The organism is Burkholderia sp. Bmkn7 (assembly GCF_041103175.1).
Classification (GTDB): Bacteria; Pseudomonadota; Gammaproteobacteria; order Burkholderiales; family Burkholderiaceae; genus Burkholderia; species Burkholderia cepacia.
This window is the reverse complement of sequence record NZ_JBGCUH010000002.1, coordinates 1,452,851-1,470,601: the sequence shown is the minus strand read 5'-3', so window position 1 is coordinate 1,470,601 and position 17,751 is coordinate 1,452,851. Positions and strand designations below refer to the sequence as shown.

Genomic DNA, 17,751 nt, shown 5'->3' with positions numbered 1-17,751 from the left:
CGATTACACGCCCGCCAGCTTCAGCCGGTTCGCATGCGTGCGGATCACCGCGACCGGATCTTCCGCATACGCGCCGCGCATGCCGAGCAGCTGGTTGATCTCGTCGAGGTGGTTCCACTTGTAGCTCGTGCTCAGCACCTTGCCGTACAGCGCACTGCACTTCGACACGAGCCCGTCGTTCTGCCCGGAGCCACGGTTAATCATCACCGTGCCGGTGCCGAACAGCGCGAGCGTCGACAGGTCGAGCACGTTCGCCGGATCGACGAGCGGAAGGGTGCTCGTGTCCGTCGCACCCGTGACGCCGAACACGGAGAGCGTCGGCTGGATCGCCGTGCCGGCCCACGAATACAGCAGGTGCGTGTTGCCGCCGACGGTTTCGGTCGGCGCGCCGGTCTGGCAACTGCCCGGCGCACCCAGGCCCGCGCTCGGATAATTCTGGTTGTAGGTGGCGGCCCGTGCGGTGGTCAGCGTCTGCAGTGCGGCGAGCGCGTCCTGGTTGGTGTTGTGGCTGCTGCTCGTCAGGATCCCGAACACATTGACGAACGCGGCGATCACCGATGACGAAAGCCCGGTCGGATCGTACGCCAGCACGTTCTGCACGAAGTCGGCGAATTCCGAGCCGCGATGCGGCGTGCCGATCGTCGTCACCGATGCAACGAGATCGGGCGCGACGGCAGCAACATAGCGCGACGAGAGGCCGCCCTGGCTGTGGCCGACGAGATTCACCTTGGTCGCACCCGTGGCCGCGAGCACCGTCTTCACGTAAGCGAGCAGCTGTTCGCCGCGCCCGTTCGGGCCGTCGTCGCTCTGGAAACCCGACAGGTTCGCGACGTAGACGGTCGCACCGTTCTGTTGCAGGTCCTCCTGGATGCCGTACCAATACTCGAGCACGCCCGCGTACTTGTCGGTACCCGAGAGCCCGTGCACGAGGATGATCGGGTAACGCGTCGCCGCGTAGCCATCGGCGGGCGTGGTCGCCGCCATTGCCGCGTGCGTCGTCGCGAGCGTCATCACCGCGGTCGTCCCCGCGAACGGCGCGATGCTCATCGCGCATGCCACTGCCCCTGCCACCACCCTGGAACGCATCGTCCTGGCCATGCATGTTCTCCTGATTATTGTGCTGCCGGTGCGAATGAAGCCGGATCGACACACACGATGCATCGCGAACGTCGCGTGCACCGTGTGCGTCGAATGCGGGAGTGAATCACGACTCGCGAACGTTTGCGCCCTGACTAGACACGGTTCTCTAATCGGTTGACGCGCCCCGCCCGTTCAGGCGGGGCCGCGTTCATGCGTGCGCATGCTGCAACGCACACGCGCGACGCGTTACAGCTTCGCGCTCACGCGCACCCAGGCGGTCCGGCCCGGCTCCATCACCGGCGAGTTCGCCGGATAGCCGAAGCCCGCGTTGCCGGCGAGGTTCAGGTGCTCGGTATAGGCCTTGTTCAGCACGTTGTCGACGCCCACCGATACCTGCACGGTCTTGCTCACGTTGTACTGCGTATGCAGCGAGAGCACGCCGAATCCGGCACTCGGGCCGAAGTCCTTGCCGACCACGTTGCCCTCGTTCAGGGCATAACGATGCTGCGGCGCAACGATGCGCCACAGGCCCCCTGCCGACCACGCACCACGCGTGTATTCGAGCCCGATGCGTGCTTCGAGCGGCGGCATCTGCGGCAGCGGATCGCCGCTTGCGACGTTGCGCCCCCACGCATACGCGAGCGACGTCTCGACGCGCAGCGGCGCAACCGGCCGCCACGACACGCCCGCCTCGCCGCCCATGATCTGCGCGTTGACGTTGGTCGCTTGCGTGGTCGGGCCCATCATGCCGGCCGAATAGTTGAACAGGATGAAGTCCTGCACGTAGCCCGCGTAGGCCGACACCCATGCATCGAGCCGGTCGCTCCTGTATTGCGCGCCGATGTCGAGCTGCGTGGTCTTCTCCGGCTGCACCGCCGAAAACGCGTTGACCGAACCGGCCGGCCCGCGCTTCGCGGAGAACAGCTCCCAGTAATCGGGATAACGCTCCGTATGGCCGATCCCCGCGTACCACGTGACGGGCAGCGAGGCGAGATCGCGTTCGTAGCGGATGAAGCCGCTCGGCAGCACGCGCGTGCGATCGTCGTCGAAGGTCGGATTCGGCTTGCTCTTCATCATGCCGCTCGTCGTCGGGCGCTTGTCGCGTGCGCTCGCATAGTCGACGCGCACGCCGCCGATCACGCGCGACACTTCGCTCGCGTACCACGTCAGTTCGCCGAACACGCCTGCGTTCCACATCGTCGCCTGCGCATCCCACGGCTGGTCGCCGTAGTTCTGCCGCCCCATCGCCGAGCGCGAATCGAGCCGGTTCGATTGCGCATCCACGCCCGTCACGAGCTTGAAGTCGCCGGCGAAACGGAACGTCGCGGCTGCGCGCGCGCCGACCGTGCGACGCCGCACTTCCGACGCCATCCGCATCGGCATGCTGCTGGTCGGGTCGGGTTGCCGCAACGTGTAGTTGTCCATCACGTGATCGGCTTCGTTGTAGTACACGCGCGCCTCGATCCGGTCGAGCACGTCGCCGATATGCTTCTTGTCGAACGACAGGCCGAACGTCTCGCGGCGGAAATGCGCGCCGTCCATTCCGCGCCCCGCGTAGCGCGCATAACCGTCGCCGGTGCCGGCGGTCAACTCGACGCGCGTGTGGTCGTCCGGTGTCCAGCCGAGCGCCGCATCGGCGTTCCATTTGTCCCACTGCGACGGCACGGTGTTGCCGTTGCCGTCCTTGTAGTCCTGCGAATGCGCGTGGTTCGCGGTCACGCGGCCATAGACATCCGGCGTGCCGGCCGTCACGTCGACGTTCTGGTCGTTGCGGCCGAACGACCCGCCGACCAGGCTGCCCTCGAAGCGCATGCCGGGCTTGTCGAATCGCGGTGTCACGCGCTCGAACAGCACGGTGCCGGCCGATGCGCCGGGGCCGTACAGCACGGTCTGCGGCCCCTTCAGGACGGTGACCTTGTCATAGCTTTCCGGTGCGATATACGACGTCGGCGCATCCATCCGGCCCGGGCATGCGCCGAGCGTCGACATCCCGTTCGCCAGGATGTTCAGCCGCGAGCCGAACATCCCGCGCAGCACGAGGTCGCCGTTGGTGCCGCCGCTGCGGATCGACGTGAAGCCGGGGATCGTCTTCAGGTAATCCGCGCCGTCGCTGGCGGGCAGCGGCTGGCGCGGGGTCTTCGGATCCGTGACGACGACGAGCGGCGTCGTCAGCGGCGATGCGACGACTTCGATGGCCGGCAGCGGCACGGCCGTATCGTCGGCCGGCGCACTGGCCGCGCGCGCCGTTTCGGCTGCCGCGGCGCTCGCGGCCAGTGCGCCGGCTGCGAGCGCGGGAACGGTGAGTTTCAGCACGCGCGGCATGCGCCGCGCACAGGCATTGCGCGACGCCCGCGGCGCACGCAACTGGAAAATGGTCATGATCGAAAGCCCGAGTGACGCCCTCCGCACGGCCTCGACGGGCCGCACGGATAGCGGCGGTGAAAAGAACGGAAAACAGCGCGTCAGGCGCGCTCGGGCGGTGCGCGCGGGTACGCGCGCGGATAGCGGTCGGTGCGCGCCGCGACGGCAGGCGGCGCGACGGCGGAGACGGAAACGACGGGAACGGCAGCGAGTGCCGCGGCGGCGGGCCCGCCGATCGCGGGACTGTGCGCGAAGAAACCGCAGTAGCCGCACGCATCGAGATGCAGCGCGTGATCGTGCATGCGGCCTGCATCGGGTGACCGATGCGCGCCATGCTCTGCACTGCAGACAATTGCGTCGGGCGTGGCCGCCTGCGCGACGCGCCACTGCGACACCAGCGGCGCCGCGATCGCGAACCAGATCGCGAGCACGCCAAGCCAGGCGGTCAGGTGACGATGTCGGTGCAGCATGCGCGGCGCAGAGTAAGCGGAATGTAAAAACAGCCGAGATGTTACAGAATGTTTAACGCGCTGACCAGCGCGGATGGCGGTAAACGGAGCGGGGGCGCATGGTTGTCAACACAACCATGCGCCCCCGCCTGCTGCATGCTTCCGGAACGAACGTGTCGTTCAGGGCGCCATGCGCCGCAGTACGTCGTCGCGCCGGATGAAATGATGGTAGAGCGCGGCCAGCGCGTGCAATCCGATCACGAAATAGAACGCGTTGCCGATCAACTCGTGCGCTTCCTTGATCGTCGGCCGCAGCGCCTTGTCGGGGCCGAACAGCGTGAACGACACGCCGAGCCAGTCGAGCGACACCGGCTTTCCGCCCAGGTTGATCATCATGATGCCGAGCAGCGGCTGCGCGATGATGAATACGTAGAGCGCGAGATGCGCGAGCTTCGAGAGCCAGCGCAGCAGCGCCGTTTGCGGAATGGCCTCGGGCACGCGGCTGACGACTCGCCACAGCACGCGCAGCACCGACAGCACGAGCACGAGCGTGCCCGCGGTGAGGTGCACGTTCATCCAGAACACCCGGCTGTCGCTGCCTTTCGGCCCGCGGATCTCGATGGCCAGGTAGGCCAGCGCCACCAGCGCGAACACGGCCCAGTGGAAGAAGATCGCGGGCGAGCTGTAGCGCGTCTGTTTCGCGAGGATGTTTCTCATGCTTCGTCTCGTGTTGTATGCGGGGATGGGCGCATGCCGCAATCGGCTCGGCAGCCCGGCAAAGCTGCCACGATTGTAGCCGCACGCGCGTCCGGTTTTGTGCGGCAAGGTCAAATATCGGACGAATCGTCAACGCACGCGCCGCGCAGGGCCGTCATATGGAAAATCCGCATCGCGCCCGTAAACGGCTGTGGCACGATGAAGCTTTGGTGTCGACGTTGCGCGCGCATCATGAGCAAGGCGTTCTTCGTTGCGGCCTATCGGCTGACCGCCGCGTTGCTCGCGGTGTCGACGACGTTGCACAGCATCGCCGGCTACTGGGGCATGCCTGCATTCGAGCTCGGCAACTTCCTCAGCTACTTCACGCAACTGAGCAGCCTCTACGCGGCCGCGATGCTCGCCGCCGGGCTCTGGCGCATCGCCCGCCCCGGCTCGGCTCGCTACGAATCGATGCGCGGCGCCGCGGTGCTGTACGTCCTGATCACCGCGATCGTCTACGAGCTCCTGCTCGCGCGGCTCGATGCGCTGCGCCACGTCACGCCGGCGTTCAACAACTGGGTACTGCACCGGATCGTGCCGCTCGTCGTGCTGTGCGACTGGCTGTACGTGGAGCCGCGCCTGCCGATCCCACGGCGCAGCGCGTTCGCGTGGCTCGCCTTTCCGGTCGTCTATCTCGGCTATACGCTCGTGCGCGGCGCGCTGGAGAACTGGTATCCCTACCCGTTCGTCGATCCGCGGCCGCATGGCTACCTGCCGGTCGCGATCCAGTGTTCGCTGATCGCAATCGGCGCGGCGGCGCTCGCACTGGGCATTCGCTGGCTCGGCAATCACGCGAGACAGTCGGCCGCGGTGACGCTCGGGAAAGGATGAGGGCGGGAAACGCCTGAACGTGTGCGCCGCCCGGCGCACACGGGGCGAGGCGGGCCGTCAGCCGCCGTTGCGCGGCAGGAAGTTGATCGGATCGACGACCTTGCCGTTCTGGCGCACTTCGAACTCGAACGTCGAACGGCCGCTCGCGTCGGTGCCCATTTCGGCGACCGGCTGGCCCTGGCGCACCGCGTCGCCTTCGTTGACCAGCAGTTTGCCGTTGTGCCCGTAGGCCGTGATGAGCCCGTTCTCATGCTTCAGGATCACGAGCGGGCCGTAGGCCTTGACGCCGGACCCCGCATAAACCACGCGTCCGGCCGCCGCGGCCCGCACCGAATGGTCGGGCCCGGACGCGGCGATCACGATGCCGCGCGTCCTGCCGGCCGTGAACGGCGTCGCCACGACACCGGTGGCCGGCCAGGCGAGCGAGCCCGGCTGCGCGGCCGCCGAGGGCGGCTGCCCGAGCGACGTCGCCGCAGGCGGCGGGGCGACGCGCAGCACCTGCCCGGGATACACGGCATCGGTCGGCGCCATGTGGTTCCAGCTGGCGACGTCCTGCACGCGCTGCCCGTACGCGTTCGCGACACCCGCGAGCGTATCGCCCGGATTCACGCGGTAATAGCCGGCGATCACGCCCGGCGTCGCGGCCGACGTGGGTGCCGACTGGCGCGCCGGCTGCCAGCTGTCGGTCCACGGCGTCATCGTGCAACCCGTCAGCGCGATGGCCGCGGCAACGAGTGCCGCCTGCGGCAGCCAGCGCGTCGGCGCATCGTGGATGGGAATAGTTTCTCTCAAGGGTCCTCCCGGATTTGCGTCGTTGCGCCGCCCACCGCCCCCCGGCGCGCGACGCACGATGTCCGGCCGGACGGCCGGACCAATCAGTATCCGACCGCTCTCGCGGCCGTCAGTTTCCACAGCGGAACATCGGCGCGATGGGCTCACCGGCCCCTTTTTCGCGCCGTTCCGATCGGCAAAGATACCATTTGTGGCGGTCAAGGCCGCGCCCGATGCCTGATCCGGCAACAATCTTGCGGTGCCGCAGCAGCGTGCCGGCCACCTGCGAGCCCCGCCGGGCGGGCTTGCCCCGGATCTTCCGCACGCCTCGCCACCCGCGCCTGCCGTATCGATCCCGTCACATTCTCCCCCGCGATCGCCACCTATACTCGGTGATGCACTGCGCGACCCAACGACAACGAGGAGCATGACAATGAACAACGCGACGTTTCTTTCCGTGCAGCTCAACGCCGACGATTTCTCCGGTTCCAGCGGCCTGGTCGAATTGCTCAACCGGCACCTGCTGTTCGCGACCGACGTCGCCGAGGCGGCCGATGCGCTCGTCCAGCTGGCGAGCGTCGCGCACATGACCGGCGCCACGCGCCACAGCGTCGAGCTGCCGGTCCTCGCGATCGAGCGGCTGCGCGACGCGCTCGACACGCTGAGCGGCTACGACGAAACGTGGCTGCAGGTGCTGGAACCGGCGGAAGCGCTGTTCCGGGGTATCGGGCGCGGCAGGCGCCCGCTGCACTGAACCGACGGTCGGCGCGATACGCGCGCCACCAATGAAAACAGCCCGTCGTTCCGCTATCCGGAACGACGGGCTGTTCGTACTTCAGGGGACGGATCGGGCCGCCAACGCGGCCGCACCGACCGAACCCGCATTAACGACCCTTGTAGATCGGCGCGTCGTCAGCGATGCGCTTGACTTGCCAGCCGGTCTTGGCCTTGGCCGGTGCGCCGGATTCTTGCGCGGCAGCCGGTTGTGCGCCATAGCCGGTCGTGTCGGCAGCGGCAACGTTCTGTTGCGGGTTCAGGCGGGCTTCAGCGGCCTGAATGCTTTCCGGGTAGTTCGTACGGTCGCTGCCCAGCTTGTAGCCGGCCTGCTGGACGGCGACCAGGTCGGCCTTCACCTGTGCACGGGTGACGGGCGCATTCTGTTGGGCGAACGAGACGGCGGGAACGGCGAGAACGGCAGCTGCGGCGAACGTTGCGATCAGCGATTTCATGATTACCTCCGGGATTTTTTTGCTCCGCCGCACACACCATGTCTGCAGCGATGGAACAGAGTTTAGTCCCGGGAACACCTAGGGAAAACCATGAAAGAACGAAAACACTGTTTCCCCGGAGCCAACAATGCCGGCATCCGGGATAGAAAAACCCTATTCAAAGAATAGATTTTCGCAACAATGCCGCCCCCGCCAGCCGGTCAGGACCAGTTCGCGTGGAAGCTGCCCGGCTTGTCGGTGCGCTCGAACGTGTGCGCGCCGAAGAAGTCTCGCTGCGCCTGCACGAGGTTTGCCGGCAGCCGCTCCGAACGATAGCTGTCGAAGTACGCGACGGCCGACGCGAACGCCGGTACCGGCACGCCTGCCTTCACCGCGGCCACCACGACGTCGCGCAGCGACGCCTGGTAATTCGCGGCGATGTCCTTGAAGTACGGATCGAGCAGCAGGTTCGCGAGCGCCGGATCCTTCGCGTACGCGTCCGTGATCTTCTGCAGGAAGCGCGCGCGGATGATGCAGCCCGCGCGGAAGATCTTCGCGATCGTCCCGAGATCGAGGTTCCAGCCGTATTCTTCGGATGCCGTGCGCAGTTGCGCGAAGCCCTGCGCGTACGAGATCACCTTGCTCAGGTACAGCGCGCGGCGCACCGCTTCGACGAACGCGGCGCGATCGCCGTCGAACGGCGCGGCGGCCGGGCCCGACAGGATCTTGCTGGCCGCGACACGCTCGGTCTTCAGCGACGACAGCACACGCGCGAACACCGACTCGGTGATGAGCGGCAGCGGCACGCCGAGATCCAGCGCGTTCTGGCTCGTCCACTTGCCGGTGCCCTTCTGCGCGGCGCGATCGAGGATCACGTCGACGAGGTGCTTGCCGGTCTCTTCGTCCTTCTTGCCGAAGATCTTCGACGTGATCTCGATCAGGTAGCTGTCGAGTTCGCCCTGGTTCCATTCGGTGTACACCGCGCCGAGTTCGTCGTTGGTCAGGCCCGCGACGTCCTTCAGCACCGAGTAGCTTTCGGCGATCAATTGCATGTCGCCGTATTCGATGCCGTTGTGGACCATCTTCACGTAGTGGCCCGCACCGTCCGGGCCCATGTACGCGACGCACGGCTCACCGTCCGACGGCGCCTTCGCGGCGATCTGCTTGAGGATCGGCTCGACGAGGTCGTACGCGTCACGCTGGCCGCCAGGCATGATCGACGGGCCGCGCAGCGCGCCCTCTTCGCCACCCGACACGCCGGTGCCGATGAAGTGCAGGCCCGATTGCGCGAGCTCCTGGTTGCGGCGGATCGTGTCGGTGAAATGCGTGTTGCCGCCGTCGATCAGCACATCGCCCTTCTCGAGCAGCGGCTTGAGCGATGCGATCGTCGCATCGGTCGCTTCGCCGGCCTTCACCATCATCAGGATCCGGCGCGGCGTTTCGAGCGACGCGACGAATTCCTCGAGCGTATAGGTCGGCACCAGGTTGCGGCCGGGGAATTCGGCGATCAGTTCGTCGGTTTTCTCGCGGCTGCGGTTGTACACAGACACCGCGTAACCGCGGCTCTCGATATTGAGTGCGAGATTGCGGCCCATCACCGCGAGCCCGATCACACCGATTGCTTGTTTGCCCATTAGTCAATTCTCCGGAAAAAACGGGGCGCGACCCGAACCGGGTCGCGCGCACAGGCGAAAGGATAGTGGAAACCCGGCGGCGATGCGCGCTTGCGTGTCACTGCTCCGCGTGCGGCAGCCGCCGGAACACGACACTCAGGTTGTTCGCCGGCATCTCGACCACCTCGATGCAGTCGAGCCCGCAATCGAGGCCGAGCGCGACGACGGTTTCGAGATCGCGCACGCCCCACGACGGGTCGCGGCTGCGCAGTTGCAGGTCGAATGCCTCGTTCGACGGCGCCGTGTGCCGGCCCTCGCGGCGATACGGCCCGTACAGGAACAGCACGCCGCCCGGCCGCAGCAGGCGCGACGCGCCCGCGAACAGCGCGTCGGTGCAGGCCCAGGGCGAGATGTGGATCATGTTGAGGCAGACGATCGCGTCGAGCGCGTCGACCGGCCACGACGCGTCGCGCACGTCGAACGCCAGCGGCCCTTCAACGTTCGCGAGGCCCGCATGGGCAACCCACGCGGCGATCGAGCGGCGCGCCTGCGCATCGGGATCGCTCGGTTGCCAGTGCAGGCCTGGCAGCGCCTGTGCGAAGTGGACGACGTGCTGGCCCGTGCCGCTCGCGATTTCGAGCACGCGGCCGCTCGCCGGCAACACGCGGCGCAAGACGTCGAGGATCGGCCCGCGATTGCGTTCGGCTGCCGGCGCCGACAGCCGCGCGGACGGATCGGGCGAAGCGGTCGGATCGGTCACGATGCGTGCTCCGGTGCGTGGCCCGCGAGGCCCAGCCGCGCGGTGAGTGCGTCGAGCGCGGGTGCGCAGCGCGCCTCGACCTTCAGCGTCAGGATCGGATCGGCGCGCGTATGGCCGAGATTGAGCGCGGCGACCGGCTTGTGCTGCGCCTGCGCCCACACGCAGAAACGGTAGCCGGAATACACCATCAGCGACGAGCCGACGACGAGCAGCGCATCGGCCGCATCGAGTGCCTGCGACGCGAGCGCCACGCGCTCGCGCGGCACGTTTTCGCCGAAGAACACGACCGCCGGCTTCAGCAGCCCGCCGCACGCGGGGCACGCCGGGATGCGGAACGTGTCGAGCGCCGCCCATTCGAGATGCGCGTCGCCGTCCGCGGCAGGCTCGGCCTGCGCGCCCAGCAGCTCGGGATTGTCGGCCTCGAGCATGACCTGGATCGTCGCGCGCGCATGATGCGCGCCGCAGTCGAGACACGTGACGCCGTCGATGCCGCCGTGCAGCTCGATCACGTCGCCGCTGCCCGCGCGCTGGTGCAGGCCGTCGACGTTCTGCGTGACGAGACGCTCGATCCGCCCCGCGCCGCCGAGCCGCGCGAGCGCGACGTGCGATCCGTTCGGCCGCGCGCGGCCGACGACGGGCCAGCCGATCATGCTGCGCGCCCAGTAACGCCGCCGCGCGGCATCGGAGCCGAGGAATTCATGGAGCTGAATCGGCGGCGAGCGCATCCACTGGCCGTTGCGGTCGCGATAGCCGGGAATGCCGGAGTCGGTGCTGATGCCCGCGCCGGTCAGTACCAGCAGGCGCGGATGACGTTCGACGAACGTCTGCAGCGCATCGAGTGCGGCCGGATCGATGCCGGCGGTTGAGGGGTCGTGCAGGGCTGTGTCGTTCATGTTGGCAACGCGTGATCGGGTGCGCCGGCAAGCCGTGCGCCCGCACGGGCAGCCAGGCACGCCAGCACATGATACAGAACGCCGCGCGATTGGGCCGATGGCCCGCGTCGCAAATCGGCGCACAAAAAAAGACGCCCATCAGCCACTCGGCGATGGGCGCTTCAACAATTGATCCATCGGGGTAGTGGATCAACTGACAGCACAATTTCGCGGCGCCCGCCATGCCGCGGCCGGCGAACGCTTCCCCTGGACTGCATGTATTCCGCGGTGCCGGACACATCGATGCGCGGCCGGCTTTCGGGTGCGATCCGGTGCGATCCGGTTCGGGCCCGTCGCGCCGGCGCGATACACTGCGCACGAACGCCCGCGCCGCGCGACGACTCGCGTTGCGCGCGCCAGCATGACGATCCGGGTTCCGGGCCGGGCCATCCACAGCTGGTCGAAGTTCGTCCCCGACGGCCGACCGGCACCAGTCGGCCTCGTGCGTCACACCTGCACGTCGTCGTTCAGAACAAACCCGATTGCTCGGATGGAACGGAAAGCCGCGCGCTCAGGTCGCCTCGATCAACGGCGAAGCGAGTACCCAGGCAGGTCGGCGATTCATGTTTGCAACACGACATGTTGCGATTCGGTCTGTTTTCATTCTCTTGTCCCCGTATCCGATACGTCCGACCCACTGAAGCGATCGCCGGACCGACTGCGTCCGCGACCGCGCTCACGGCCCGTACAGATATGCAAGGAGCGCACCATGCTTCACGCCGCAAGGCCGCGCGGGCCACAGCGGGGCCATCGCGGCGAATCGCGCACCGGCAAGCAGCGCGAACGTTTCGAAACTGAAACGCGTGCCGGATCGGCGACCCTCGGCCGGGCATGCCGCGATGTCGTCATGCCGTCATGCCGTGCCGGCACGGCCCGCACCGATGTCGCGTCGTTGCATCTGCGCGCGATTGCCGACCGGCTTACAATCGCCCCACAGTGCCGCATACGCATGAACGGACGCGCGGGCCCGCCCCGGCCTGCTTCGCGCAACTCGCCGCCACCTGACGGGAGCCACCTGCCCGACCTATGCCTGACACACACGACTGGCTGGATATCGACTACCGGACGCTGTTCCGGCTGCATCCGGATCACCGGATCGAACGCGAGAACGATCCGGACTGCTCGCCCGGGCCCCGCTTCTGGCTCGGCAGATGCGCGGAACGCAACCTCGCGGGCGTACGCGCCGACGTGCCCTTTCCTGTCGCAGAAGAACTGGCGCGGCTGGCCGACAGCGAAACGCCATCGGCGGACTTCACCCAGCCCGCGCATCTCGAACGCTATCTGGCGCTGCTCGCCCCCGTTCCGCACTGGAACATCGGCCTCGTCTACGCGCTGCCGCACGCACTCGGTTTCGACACCGACGCACACGTCGAGCTGATCGACGGCGACAGCGACGCGGGCCGGCATCTGCTGCACGCACTGTCGACGCGCGGGATGCCCGAAGGCCTGTTCTCGATGGGGTTTCAAGGCGCCGCCGATCTGTGGGCGCCGTGGTGTGCGGCCGTCGTCGACGGAGAAGTCGCATCGGTCGCATTCGCCGCGCGGCTGTCCGAAGTCGGTGCCGAACTCGGTCTCGCGACGGCCCCTGCATTCCGGGGGCGCGGCCTCGCGGCAGCCGTGACCGCCGCGTGGTCGCGGCTGCCGTCGCTTCGAACCCGCACGCTGTTCTACAGCACCGACAGCGACAACCGCGCGTCACAGCGCGTGGCGTCGCGCCTCGGCCTCACGCTGTGCGGCACGACGCTGCGGGTGGCATAACGCGGGGGCCTGCGCGACACCTCAACGAAAGGCCTCGATGACCTTGACGCGGCGTTCGGTTTCGCCGACGAAGCAACTGTCAACCTCCACGAGCCCGAGCGTACCGCCTGCATCGGGCTGCCGCGATTCGGCGCAGGCGGCATCCCGCGTCTTTAGCCAGCGGCGCTCGTCGTCGCGCAACCGCGCCTTGCCCTGTGCATCCAGGCTCGCCATCTTCGTCTTGTAGACGGCATTCAACCGTCGGTCGGCCTCGTCATATTTCAGCCGCAGGCAATTGCGGATGTCGGCCGTGTAGCCCGTTTCCTCGGCGGTCTTGCAGATAGCGGTGCGCTGCGCATCGTCCGCGCGCGCGTCGAACGCAACCGTGAAAAACATCGCGCTCGCCGCCAGACCGATCGCCGCGTGTTGAAGCGTATTCATCCGGATTCGCCGTTCCCAATGATCGAAAGCACCGATTATGCCCGGCCCGCTGCCCGCATGGCTCCCGTTACCTCGACGCCACCGCTCACGCCCGATCGGACGCTGCGCATGCCGCGCCGCGCAGCCGGCGCGCAAACACGCTAGCATTCGGACACGCAACGTCGCGCCCGCTTTGCCCCGCCTCCAAGGACCCGACATGACCACGCCCGCCCCTGCCCGCCCCGACGTCGCGCATCGCGTCTTTTCGGCCGGGCAGCTGTCTATCGGCCTCACGTTGCCGCTGCTTCGCACCGGCCATGTCGTCGCCGACTTCAACGAGCAACTCGAACTCGCGGCGCTGGCCGACACGCTCGGCTTTCGCGCGCTGTGGATTCGCGACGTGCCGCTGAACAGCGCCGACTATCCCGACCCGGTCGGCCACCTCGACCCGTGGGTCCTGCTCGGCGCACTGGCGTCACGCACGCGCCGGATTGCACTCGCCAGCGGCGCGATCGTGCTGCCGCTGCGCCATCCGCTGCATATCGCGAAAGGCGCGCTGTCGGTCGCGACGCTGTCGGGCGGGCGCTTCATCCTCGGGCTTGGCTCCGGCGACCGGCCGCCCGAATATGCGGCGTTCGGTGTCGACGCGGAAACGCGCCGCGACCGGTACCGCGCGCACTGGGACGTCGTCGCGGCCGCGCTCGGCGTGCCATCGCGCGTGCTGCCCGACGAGGCGCCGCCCGATGCGCCCGACTTCACGCTGCTGCCTCGCGGCGCCGACGCGGTGCCGATGCTGGCGGTCGGCTCGGGCGGGCAAAGCGTCGACTGGATCGCGCGTCACTCGATCGGCTGGATGACGTATCACCGCGATCCGGACACGCAACGCGCACGCTATTCGATGTGGCGCGCGGCGGTTGAAAGGCTCGCGTCGCCGGCCTTTCGCGCGTTCGGCGTGTCGATGCGCGTCGACCTCGTCGCGGATCCCGATGCGCCGGCCACCGCATTGCCGCTCGGTTATGCAACCGGACGCCGCGCATTGATCGACATCCTGCGGAACATGCGCGCGGCAGGAACACATCACGTCACGCTGAATCCGGGCTCCGACCGGCCCGTGCGCGACGTCATAGAAGAAATCGCGGAACACGTCCTGCCGGTTTTTCACGACGGGGAAGCATGATTGGCAGGATTCCGGATGAATTCGGCGCGATGCGCGCGGCGCTCGCCGTTGCCCGCAAGCGGGCATTACGCGCGCCTTACACGCCGGCAATCGAGTCGCCTCACCCTCCCTGCGTCAGCCACATGACTGCGGAAACGCGCCGCGAACGGCCGTGCCGCGTCGTGCATGCCCGATTCGAATGATCGTCGACGGAACTATTCGGTTCCGGGCGCGATCATGTTAACTTCCCGTCCATCGTTCAGCCCGGCGGGCCGCGCGCCGATGCGCGCCCGCATGCCCACTCCATGCGACATATCCTCCTCGGCTGGCTGCTTGCCGCCGTCGTCACGGCCGCTCACGCGGCCGCTCCCGCCCCGGCCGCCGCGTCGGCCGCTTCCGGCACCGCGCCCGCACTGACGCCGCAACAGGCTCGGCAGGCACTCGACGTGCTCGAAAATCCCCGCGATCGTGCGCAGGTCGAAACGACGCTGCGTGCGATCGCGGCCGTCGGCGCGCTCAGCGCACCCGCGGTCGCTGCAAGCAATGCGGTGGCGGCCAGCGGCGCATCGGCTGCCGCGGCCCCGGGCGCGCTCACGTCGAACGGGCTCGCGTCGATGCTCGTCCGGCAGGGATCGCGCTGGGCCACCGAAATCGGCGGCGCGCTGAAGGAGTCGCTGCACTCGCTGCTCGATGTCGGCTCGGTCGGAAGCTGGTGGCACGACAGGCTGGTGCGAGCCGACGAGCGCGCGGATCTCGCGCACGCGTTCTGGATCATCGTCGCCATGCTCGTGCCCGCGCTCTTCGTCGAATGGTTGGCAAAGCGGCTGTTGCGACGCGCGCTGGCCGCGGTGGCCGCACGGCGTGCCGACACGTCGCGCCGCACCGCGCCGGACTCCGCCACGCCCGATGACGACGACGCACCGCCGGACACCCCCGCCAAACCCGACGCCGCCGATCCCGCCAATGCACCCGACACCGCCCCCGCGTCGTCACCAGGCCGAGGCCACGCGCGCCGCCACACCACGCTGCTGCACCGGATGCCGCGCGCGCTCGTCAGCCTTGCGTTGCGGGCCGTGCCGCTGCTCGTGTTCGTCGGTGTCGCGAGCCTGACGATGTCCGCGATCGGAGAGACGGGCACCCCGATCGAATCCGCGCTCGAAGCGCTGATCGACATCTACGTGATCTGCCGGCTCGTCACGATCGTCAGCCGGCTGTTCTTCCAGCCCGATGCGCGGCAATTGCGGTTGCTGCACATCAGCGATGCGTGGGCCGATTTCGCGCAACGCTCGATCGCGCGGATCGTGATCGTGGTCGGCGCCTGCACGGCCGCTGTCGAGATCGCCGCGAGCTTCGGGCTCAGCGAGGCCGGTCATGTCGCCCTGCTTAAAGCCGTCGCGCTCGTCGGGCACCTGATGGTGTCGGCACTGATCCTGCGGTGCCGCCAGCCGGTCGCCGCGCGGATTCGCGCGGCCGGCGACGACCGTGCGTCCTTCGAGATGGTCGCGAATGCGCTCGCGGACGCGTGGGCCCCCGTGTCGGTATTCATCGTGATGGCGCTGTGGTTCGTGTGGGCACTCGACGTCCACAACGGCTATCGCGTGCTGATCACGCTCGGCGGCCGCTCGATCGCCGTGACGATCGGCATGCGGATGGTCTCGATCGTCGTGTTCGGCGCGCTCGCGCGGCTGTTCCAGGGCCGCGACGAAGACCGCACGCTCGTCCACCTGCACGCGTACCGCTACTACCCGCTGCTGCGCCAGATCGTGTCGGGCGCGATCGGCATCGTGACCGTCGTGTTGCTGCTGCAGATCTGGGGCGTGCCGATCTTCCGCGCGTTCGAAACCGGCACCATCGGCCACCGCCTCGCGTCGGCGCTGGTGACGATCGCGATCGCGGCCATCGTCGCGCTCCTCGTGTGGGAAGCCGCGAACATCGCGATCGAGCGCCGCCTGCAGCGGTGGACGCGCGAAGGCAATCTCGTGCGCGCGGCGCGACTGCGCACGCTGCTGCCGATGTTGCGCTCGCTGCTGTTCGTGATGATCGCGCTCGTCGTCGTGCTGACGGGCCTCAGCCAGCTCGGCGTGAACGTGGGCCCGCTGCTTGCCGGCGCGAGCATCTTCGGTGTCGCGCTCGGCTTCGGCTCGCAGAAGCTCGTGCAGGATTTCATCACCGGGATCTTCCTGCTGATGGAAAACGCGATGCAGGTCGGCGACTGGGTCACGCTCGCCGGCGTGTCGGGTACGGTCGAGTACCTGTCGATCCGCACCGTGCGGCTGCGCGCGGGCGACGGGTCGCTGTACACGATCCCGTTCAGCTCCGTGACGACCGTCAACAACACGAATCGCGGGCTCGGCAACGCCGCCGTCAAGATCAGTATTGCCTACGGCGAGGATATCGATCGCGCGATCGCGACGCTGAAGGAGATCGGCGCGGCGTTGCGCGACGATCCGAAATACCGCGACGGCATCCTGTCGGACTTCAGCTACTGGGGGATCGACCAGGTCGACGGCGCGGCACTCGCGCTGTCCGGACAGATGCAATGCACGGACGCGACGCGCTGGAGCGTGCAGCGTGAATTCAACCGGCGGATCGCGGAGACGTTCCGCGAACGCGGCATCCGGATCGCCAATCCGCAGCGCAGCGTCGTCGCCTATGCGGACGGATCGCGGCCTGTCGTCGAAGGCGAAAACGGCGGCAATGGCGACAATGGCGGCGACGGTGACGACAGCGGCAACGGCCATGCTGCAGAACCGGCGGCCCGGCCGCCGTCGCCCGCCGAACCGGGGCGCAAGCCGGGTTGATCGGCCTGGTGCGATGCCGTCCCGCGCTCAACGCGAGGCGGGCTTGTTCACGCGCCGCGTGCTTGTCGCGGCGGGCGCCGATGCCCCCGCCTTCGCCTTGGCCGCACGTTTCGCCGCCGCGCCCTGCCCGCGCTTCGCGCCGGCTTCCGGATCGGCAGCCGATACGTCGCGCTGCGCATGCCATTGCTCGAGCAGCACGCGTGTCTGGTCGGCGATCGTGTCGATCAGCAATGCCGCGCGCTCGCCCTCGAACGCCTCCCATTCGAGCAACTGCAGCGCCGAACGCTGCGCGATGTGGAACACCGTGATCTGCCCGAACAGGCTCAGCGCGCGCAATCGGGTGACGGGATCGTTGGCCGGCCGGCCCGAAATACGGCCGATCAGTTCGGCGCTCACGTCGTTGAGCGGCTTGCGCATGCGCTTCATCAGGATCTCGCTCGCGCTCGCCGGCTCCTGGCCGCCTTGCTCGCGTGCGAAGAACATCCGCTGGTTCATCGTCTTCGGCGCGGTGAACATCCGGTCCGACAGCGCGCGCAGCAGCCCGATGAACGCGTCGATCAGCACGTCGACGTCCGCGTCCGCATCGAGCATCGCCCTCGCATGGCCGACCGACGGCGCGAACACTTCCCTGCCGTTCTCCGCGATCGCCTCGACGCACGCGCGGTACACGCCTTCCTTGTTCTCGAAGTAATACTGGAGCGCCGGCGCGTTCACGCCGGCCATCGCGGCGATCTCGCGTGTCGATGCACCCGCGAACCCGCGCTCGCCGAACAGTTCGATCGCCGCCTCGATGATCCGCTGGCGCGTTTCGTCGCCGCGGGCGTAGCCGCCCGCCGACGTCCGGCGCAGCTTCTTCGCTTCGTTCATGCCTTCCCC

The 17,751-nt window shown here is 68.0% G+C and carries 16 protein-coding genes; 5 read left to right on the top strand and 11 right to left on the bottom strand.

Translation table 11 applies throughout. From position 1 onward, the window contains the following. Positions 1–3: 3 nt before the first annotated feature. From AB3K92_RS12595 to AB3K92_RS12580, 4 genes are all read right to left on the bottom strand, one after another. The gene (locus AB3K92_RS12595) at positions 4–1,098 is read right to left on the bottom strand and encodes a triacylglycerol lipase (RefSeq protein WP_369465194.1); all 1,095 of its coding nucleotides are present in this window, start codon (positions 1,096–1,098) and stop codon (positions 4–6) included. Between the two features lie 228 nt (positions 1,099–1,326). Further along, positions 1,327–3,459, bottom strand: coding sequence for a TonB-dependent copper receptor (locus AB3K92_RS12590; RefSeq protein WP_060071420.1), 2,133 nt, complete (start codon positions 3,457–3,459; stop codon positions 1,327–1,329). An 83-nt stretch (positions 3,460–3,542) separates the two neighbouring features. Beyond that, positions 3,543–3,911 (bottom strand): DUF2946 domain-containing protein, encoded by a 369-nt coding sequence (locus tag AB3K92_RS12585; RefSeq protein WP_048022123.1) that lies wholly within the window; start codon positions 3,909–3,911, stop codon positions 3,543–3,545. Positions 3,912–4,070: 159 nt separating this feature from the next. After that, complete coding sequence (locus tag AB3K92_RS12580; protein WP_048022125.1) at positions 4,071–4,607, bottom strand: cytochrome b; 537 nt, start codon at positions 4,605–4,607, stop codon at positions 4,071–4,073. A gap of 231 nt (positions 4,608–4,838) precedes the next feature. On the opposite strand from AB3K92_RS12580, the gene AB3K92_RS12575 reads away from it, so the two are divergent. Then, entirely contained in the window at positions 4,839–5,477 is a 639-nt protein-coding gene (locus tag AB3K92_RS12575; RefSeq protein WP_369465193.1) for a Pr6Pr family membrane protein, read from the top strand. A 57-nt stretch (positions 5,478–5,534) separates the two neighbouring features. On the opposite strand, the gene AB3K92_RS12570 is transcribed toward AB3K92_RS12575, so the two are convergent. Next, positions 5,535–6,269, bottom strand: coding sequence for a peptidoglycan DD-metalloendopeptidase family protein (locus tag AB3K92_RS12570; protein ID WP_059484066.1), 735 nt, complete (start codon positions 6,267–6,269; stop codon positions 5,535–5,537). Between the two features lie 412 nt (positions 6,270–6,681). Here AB3K92_RS12570 and AB3K92_RS12565 point away from each other — a divergent pair, with 412 nt between their 5' ends. Next, positions 6,682–7,002: a hypothetical protein gene (locus AB3K92_RS12565; RefSeq protein WP_060071417.1), complete on the top strand. Its 321-nt coding sequence runs from the start codon at positions 6,682–6,684 to the stop codon at positions 7,000–7,002. Positions 7,003–7,132: 130 nt separating this feature from the next. Here the strand turns inward: AB3K92_RS12565 and AB3K92_RS12560 are convergent, their stop codons facing one another. From AB3K92_RS12560 to AB3K92_RS12545, 4 genes are all read right to left on the bottom strand, one after another. Then, positions 7,133–7,477 (bottom strand): DUF4148 domain-containing protein, encoded by a 345-nt coding sequence (locus AB3K92_RS12560; protein ID WP_021160880.1) that lies wholly within the window; start codon positions 7,475–7,477, stop codon positions 7,133–7,135. A 200-nt stretch (positions 7,478–7,677) separates the two neighbouring features. After that, the gene (gene gndA / locus AB3K92_RS12555) at positions 7,678–9,090 is read right to left on the bottom strand and encodes an NADP-dependent phosphogluconate dehydrogenase (RefSeq protein ID WP_021160879.1); all 1,413 of its coding nucleotides are present in this window, start codon (positions 9,088–9,090) and stop codon (positions 7,678–7,680) included. Positions 9,091–9,187: 97 nt separating this feature from the next. Then, the gene (locus AB3K92_RS12550) at positions 9,188–9,829 is read right to left on the bottom strand and encodes a DUF938 domain-containing protein (RefSeq protein ID WP_369465192.1); all 642 of its coding nucleotides are present in this window, start codon (positions 9,827–9,829) and stop codon (positions 9,188–9,190) included. Continuing rightward, a complete protein-coding gene (locus AB3K92_RS12545) occupies positions 9,826–10,722 on the bottom strand; it encodes an NAD-dependent protein deacetylase (protein WP_048022133.1) in 897 nt (298 codons plus the stop codon). Before AB3K92_RS12545 ends, AB3K92_RS12550 begins: the two co-directional genes overlap by 4 nt. A 1,065-nt stretch (positions 10,723–11,787) precedes the next feature. Here AB3K92_RS12545 and AB3K92_RS12540 point away from each other — a divergent pair. After that, the gene (locus AB3K92_RS12540; protein WP_369465191.1) at positions 11,788–12,519 is read left to right on the top strand and encodes a GNAT family N-acetyltransferase; all 732 of its coding nucleotides are present in this window, start codon (positions 11,788–11,790) and stop codon (positions 12,517–12,519) included. Positions 12,520–12,540: 21 nt separating this feature from the next. Here the strand turns inward: AB3K92_RS12540 and AB3K92_RS12535 are convergent, their stop codons facing one another. Then, a complete protein-coding gene (locus AB3K92_RS12535) occupies positions 12,541–13,074 on the bottom strand; it encodes a lysozyme inhibitor LprI family protein (RefSeq protein WP_369465190.1) in 534 nt (177 codons plus the stop codon). A gap of 61 nt (positions 13,075–13,135) precedes the next feature. Here AB3K92_RS12535 and AB3K92_RS12530 point away from each other — a divergent pair, with 61 nt between their 5' ends. Beyond that, on the top strand, positions 13,136–14,095 hold the full coding sequence (locus AB3K92_RS12530; protein ID WP_369465189.1) for an LLM class oxidoreductase: 960 nt from the start codon (positions 13,136–13,138) through the stop codon (positions 14,093–14,095). 284 nt (positions 14,096–14,379) lie between these two features. Beyond that, the gene (locus AB3K92_RS12525) at positions 14,380–16,875 is read left to right on the top strand and encodes a mechanosensitive ion channel family protein (RefSeq protein ID WP_369465188.1); all 2,496 of its coding nucleotides are present in this window, start codon (positions 14,380–14,382) and stop codon (positions 16,873–16,875) included. A 27-nt stretch (positions 16,876–16,902) separates the two neighbouring features. Here AB3K92_RS12525 and AB3K92_RS12520 read toward each other — a convergent pair whose 3' ends face one another. Continuing rightward, positions 16,903–17,742, bottom strand: a complete 840-nt coding sequence (locus tag AB3K92_RS12520) for a CerR family C-terminal domain-containing protein (RefSeq protein ID WP_059484073.1) — start codon at positions 17,740–17,742, stop codon at positions 16,903–16,905. Positions 17,743–17,751 lie beyond the last annotated feature (9 nt).

Excerpts from the sequence above, each read along its gene's own strand:
- AB3K92_RS12590 (WP_060071420.1), bottom strand. The coding sequence starts at position 3,459 with ATGACCATTTTCCAGTTGCGTGCGCCGCGGGCGTCGCGCAATGCCTGT.
- AB3K92_RS12595 (WP_369465194.1), bottom strand. The coding sequence starts at position 1,098 with ATGGCCAGGACGATGCGTTCCAGGGTGGTGGCAGGGGCAGTGGCATGC.
- AB3K92_RS12565 (WP_060071417.1), top strand. The coding sequence starts at position 6,682 with ATGAACAACGCGACGTTTCTTTCCGTGCAGCTCAACGCCGACGATTTC.
- AB3K92_RS12560 (WP_021160880.1), bottom strand. The coding sequence starts at position 7,477 with ATGAAATCGCTGATCGCAACGTTCGCCGCAGCTGCCGTTCTCGCCGTT.
- AB3K92_RS12580 (WP_048022125.1), bottom strand. The coding sequence starts at position 4,607 with ATGAGAAACATCCTCGCGAAACAGACGCGCTACAGCTCGCCCGCGATC.
- AB3K92_RS12530 (WP_369465189.1), top strand. The coding sequence starts at position 13,136 with ATGACCACGCCCGCCCCTGCCCGCCCCGACGTCGCGCATCGCGTCTTT.
- AB3K92_RS12540 (WP_369465191.1), top strand. The coding sequence starts at position 11,788 with ATGCCTGACACACACGACTGGCTGGATATCGACTACCGGACGCTGTTC.
- AB3K92_RS12545 (WP_048022133.1), bottom strand. The coding sequence starts at position 10,722 with ATGAACGACACAGCCCTGCACGACCCCTCAACCGCCGGCATCGATCCG.
- AB3K92_RS12525 (WP_369465188.1), top strand. The coding sequence starts at position 14,380 with ATGCGACATATCCTCCTCGGCTGGCTGCTTGCCGCCGTCGTCACGGCC.
- AB3K92_RS12575 (WP_369465193.1), top strand. The coding sequence starts at position 4,839 with ATGAGCAAGGCGTTCTTCGTTGCGGCCTATCGGCTGACCGCCGCGTTG.
- gndA (WP_021160879.1), bottom strand. The coding sequence starts at position 9,090 with ATGGGCAAACAAGCAATCGGTGTGATCGGGCTCGCGGTGATGGGCCGC.
- AB3K92_RS12585 (WP_048022123.1), bottom strand. The coding sequence starts at position 3,911 with ATGCTGCACCGACATCGTCACCTGACCGCCTGGCTTGGCGTGCTCGCG.
- AB3K92_RS12520 (WP_059484073.1), bottom strand. The coding sequence starts at position 17,742 with ATGAACGAAGCGAAGAAGCTGCGCCGGACGTCGGCGGGCGGCTACGCC.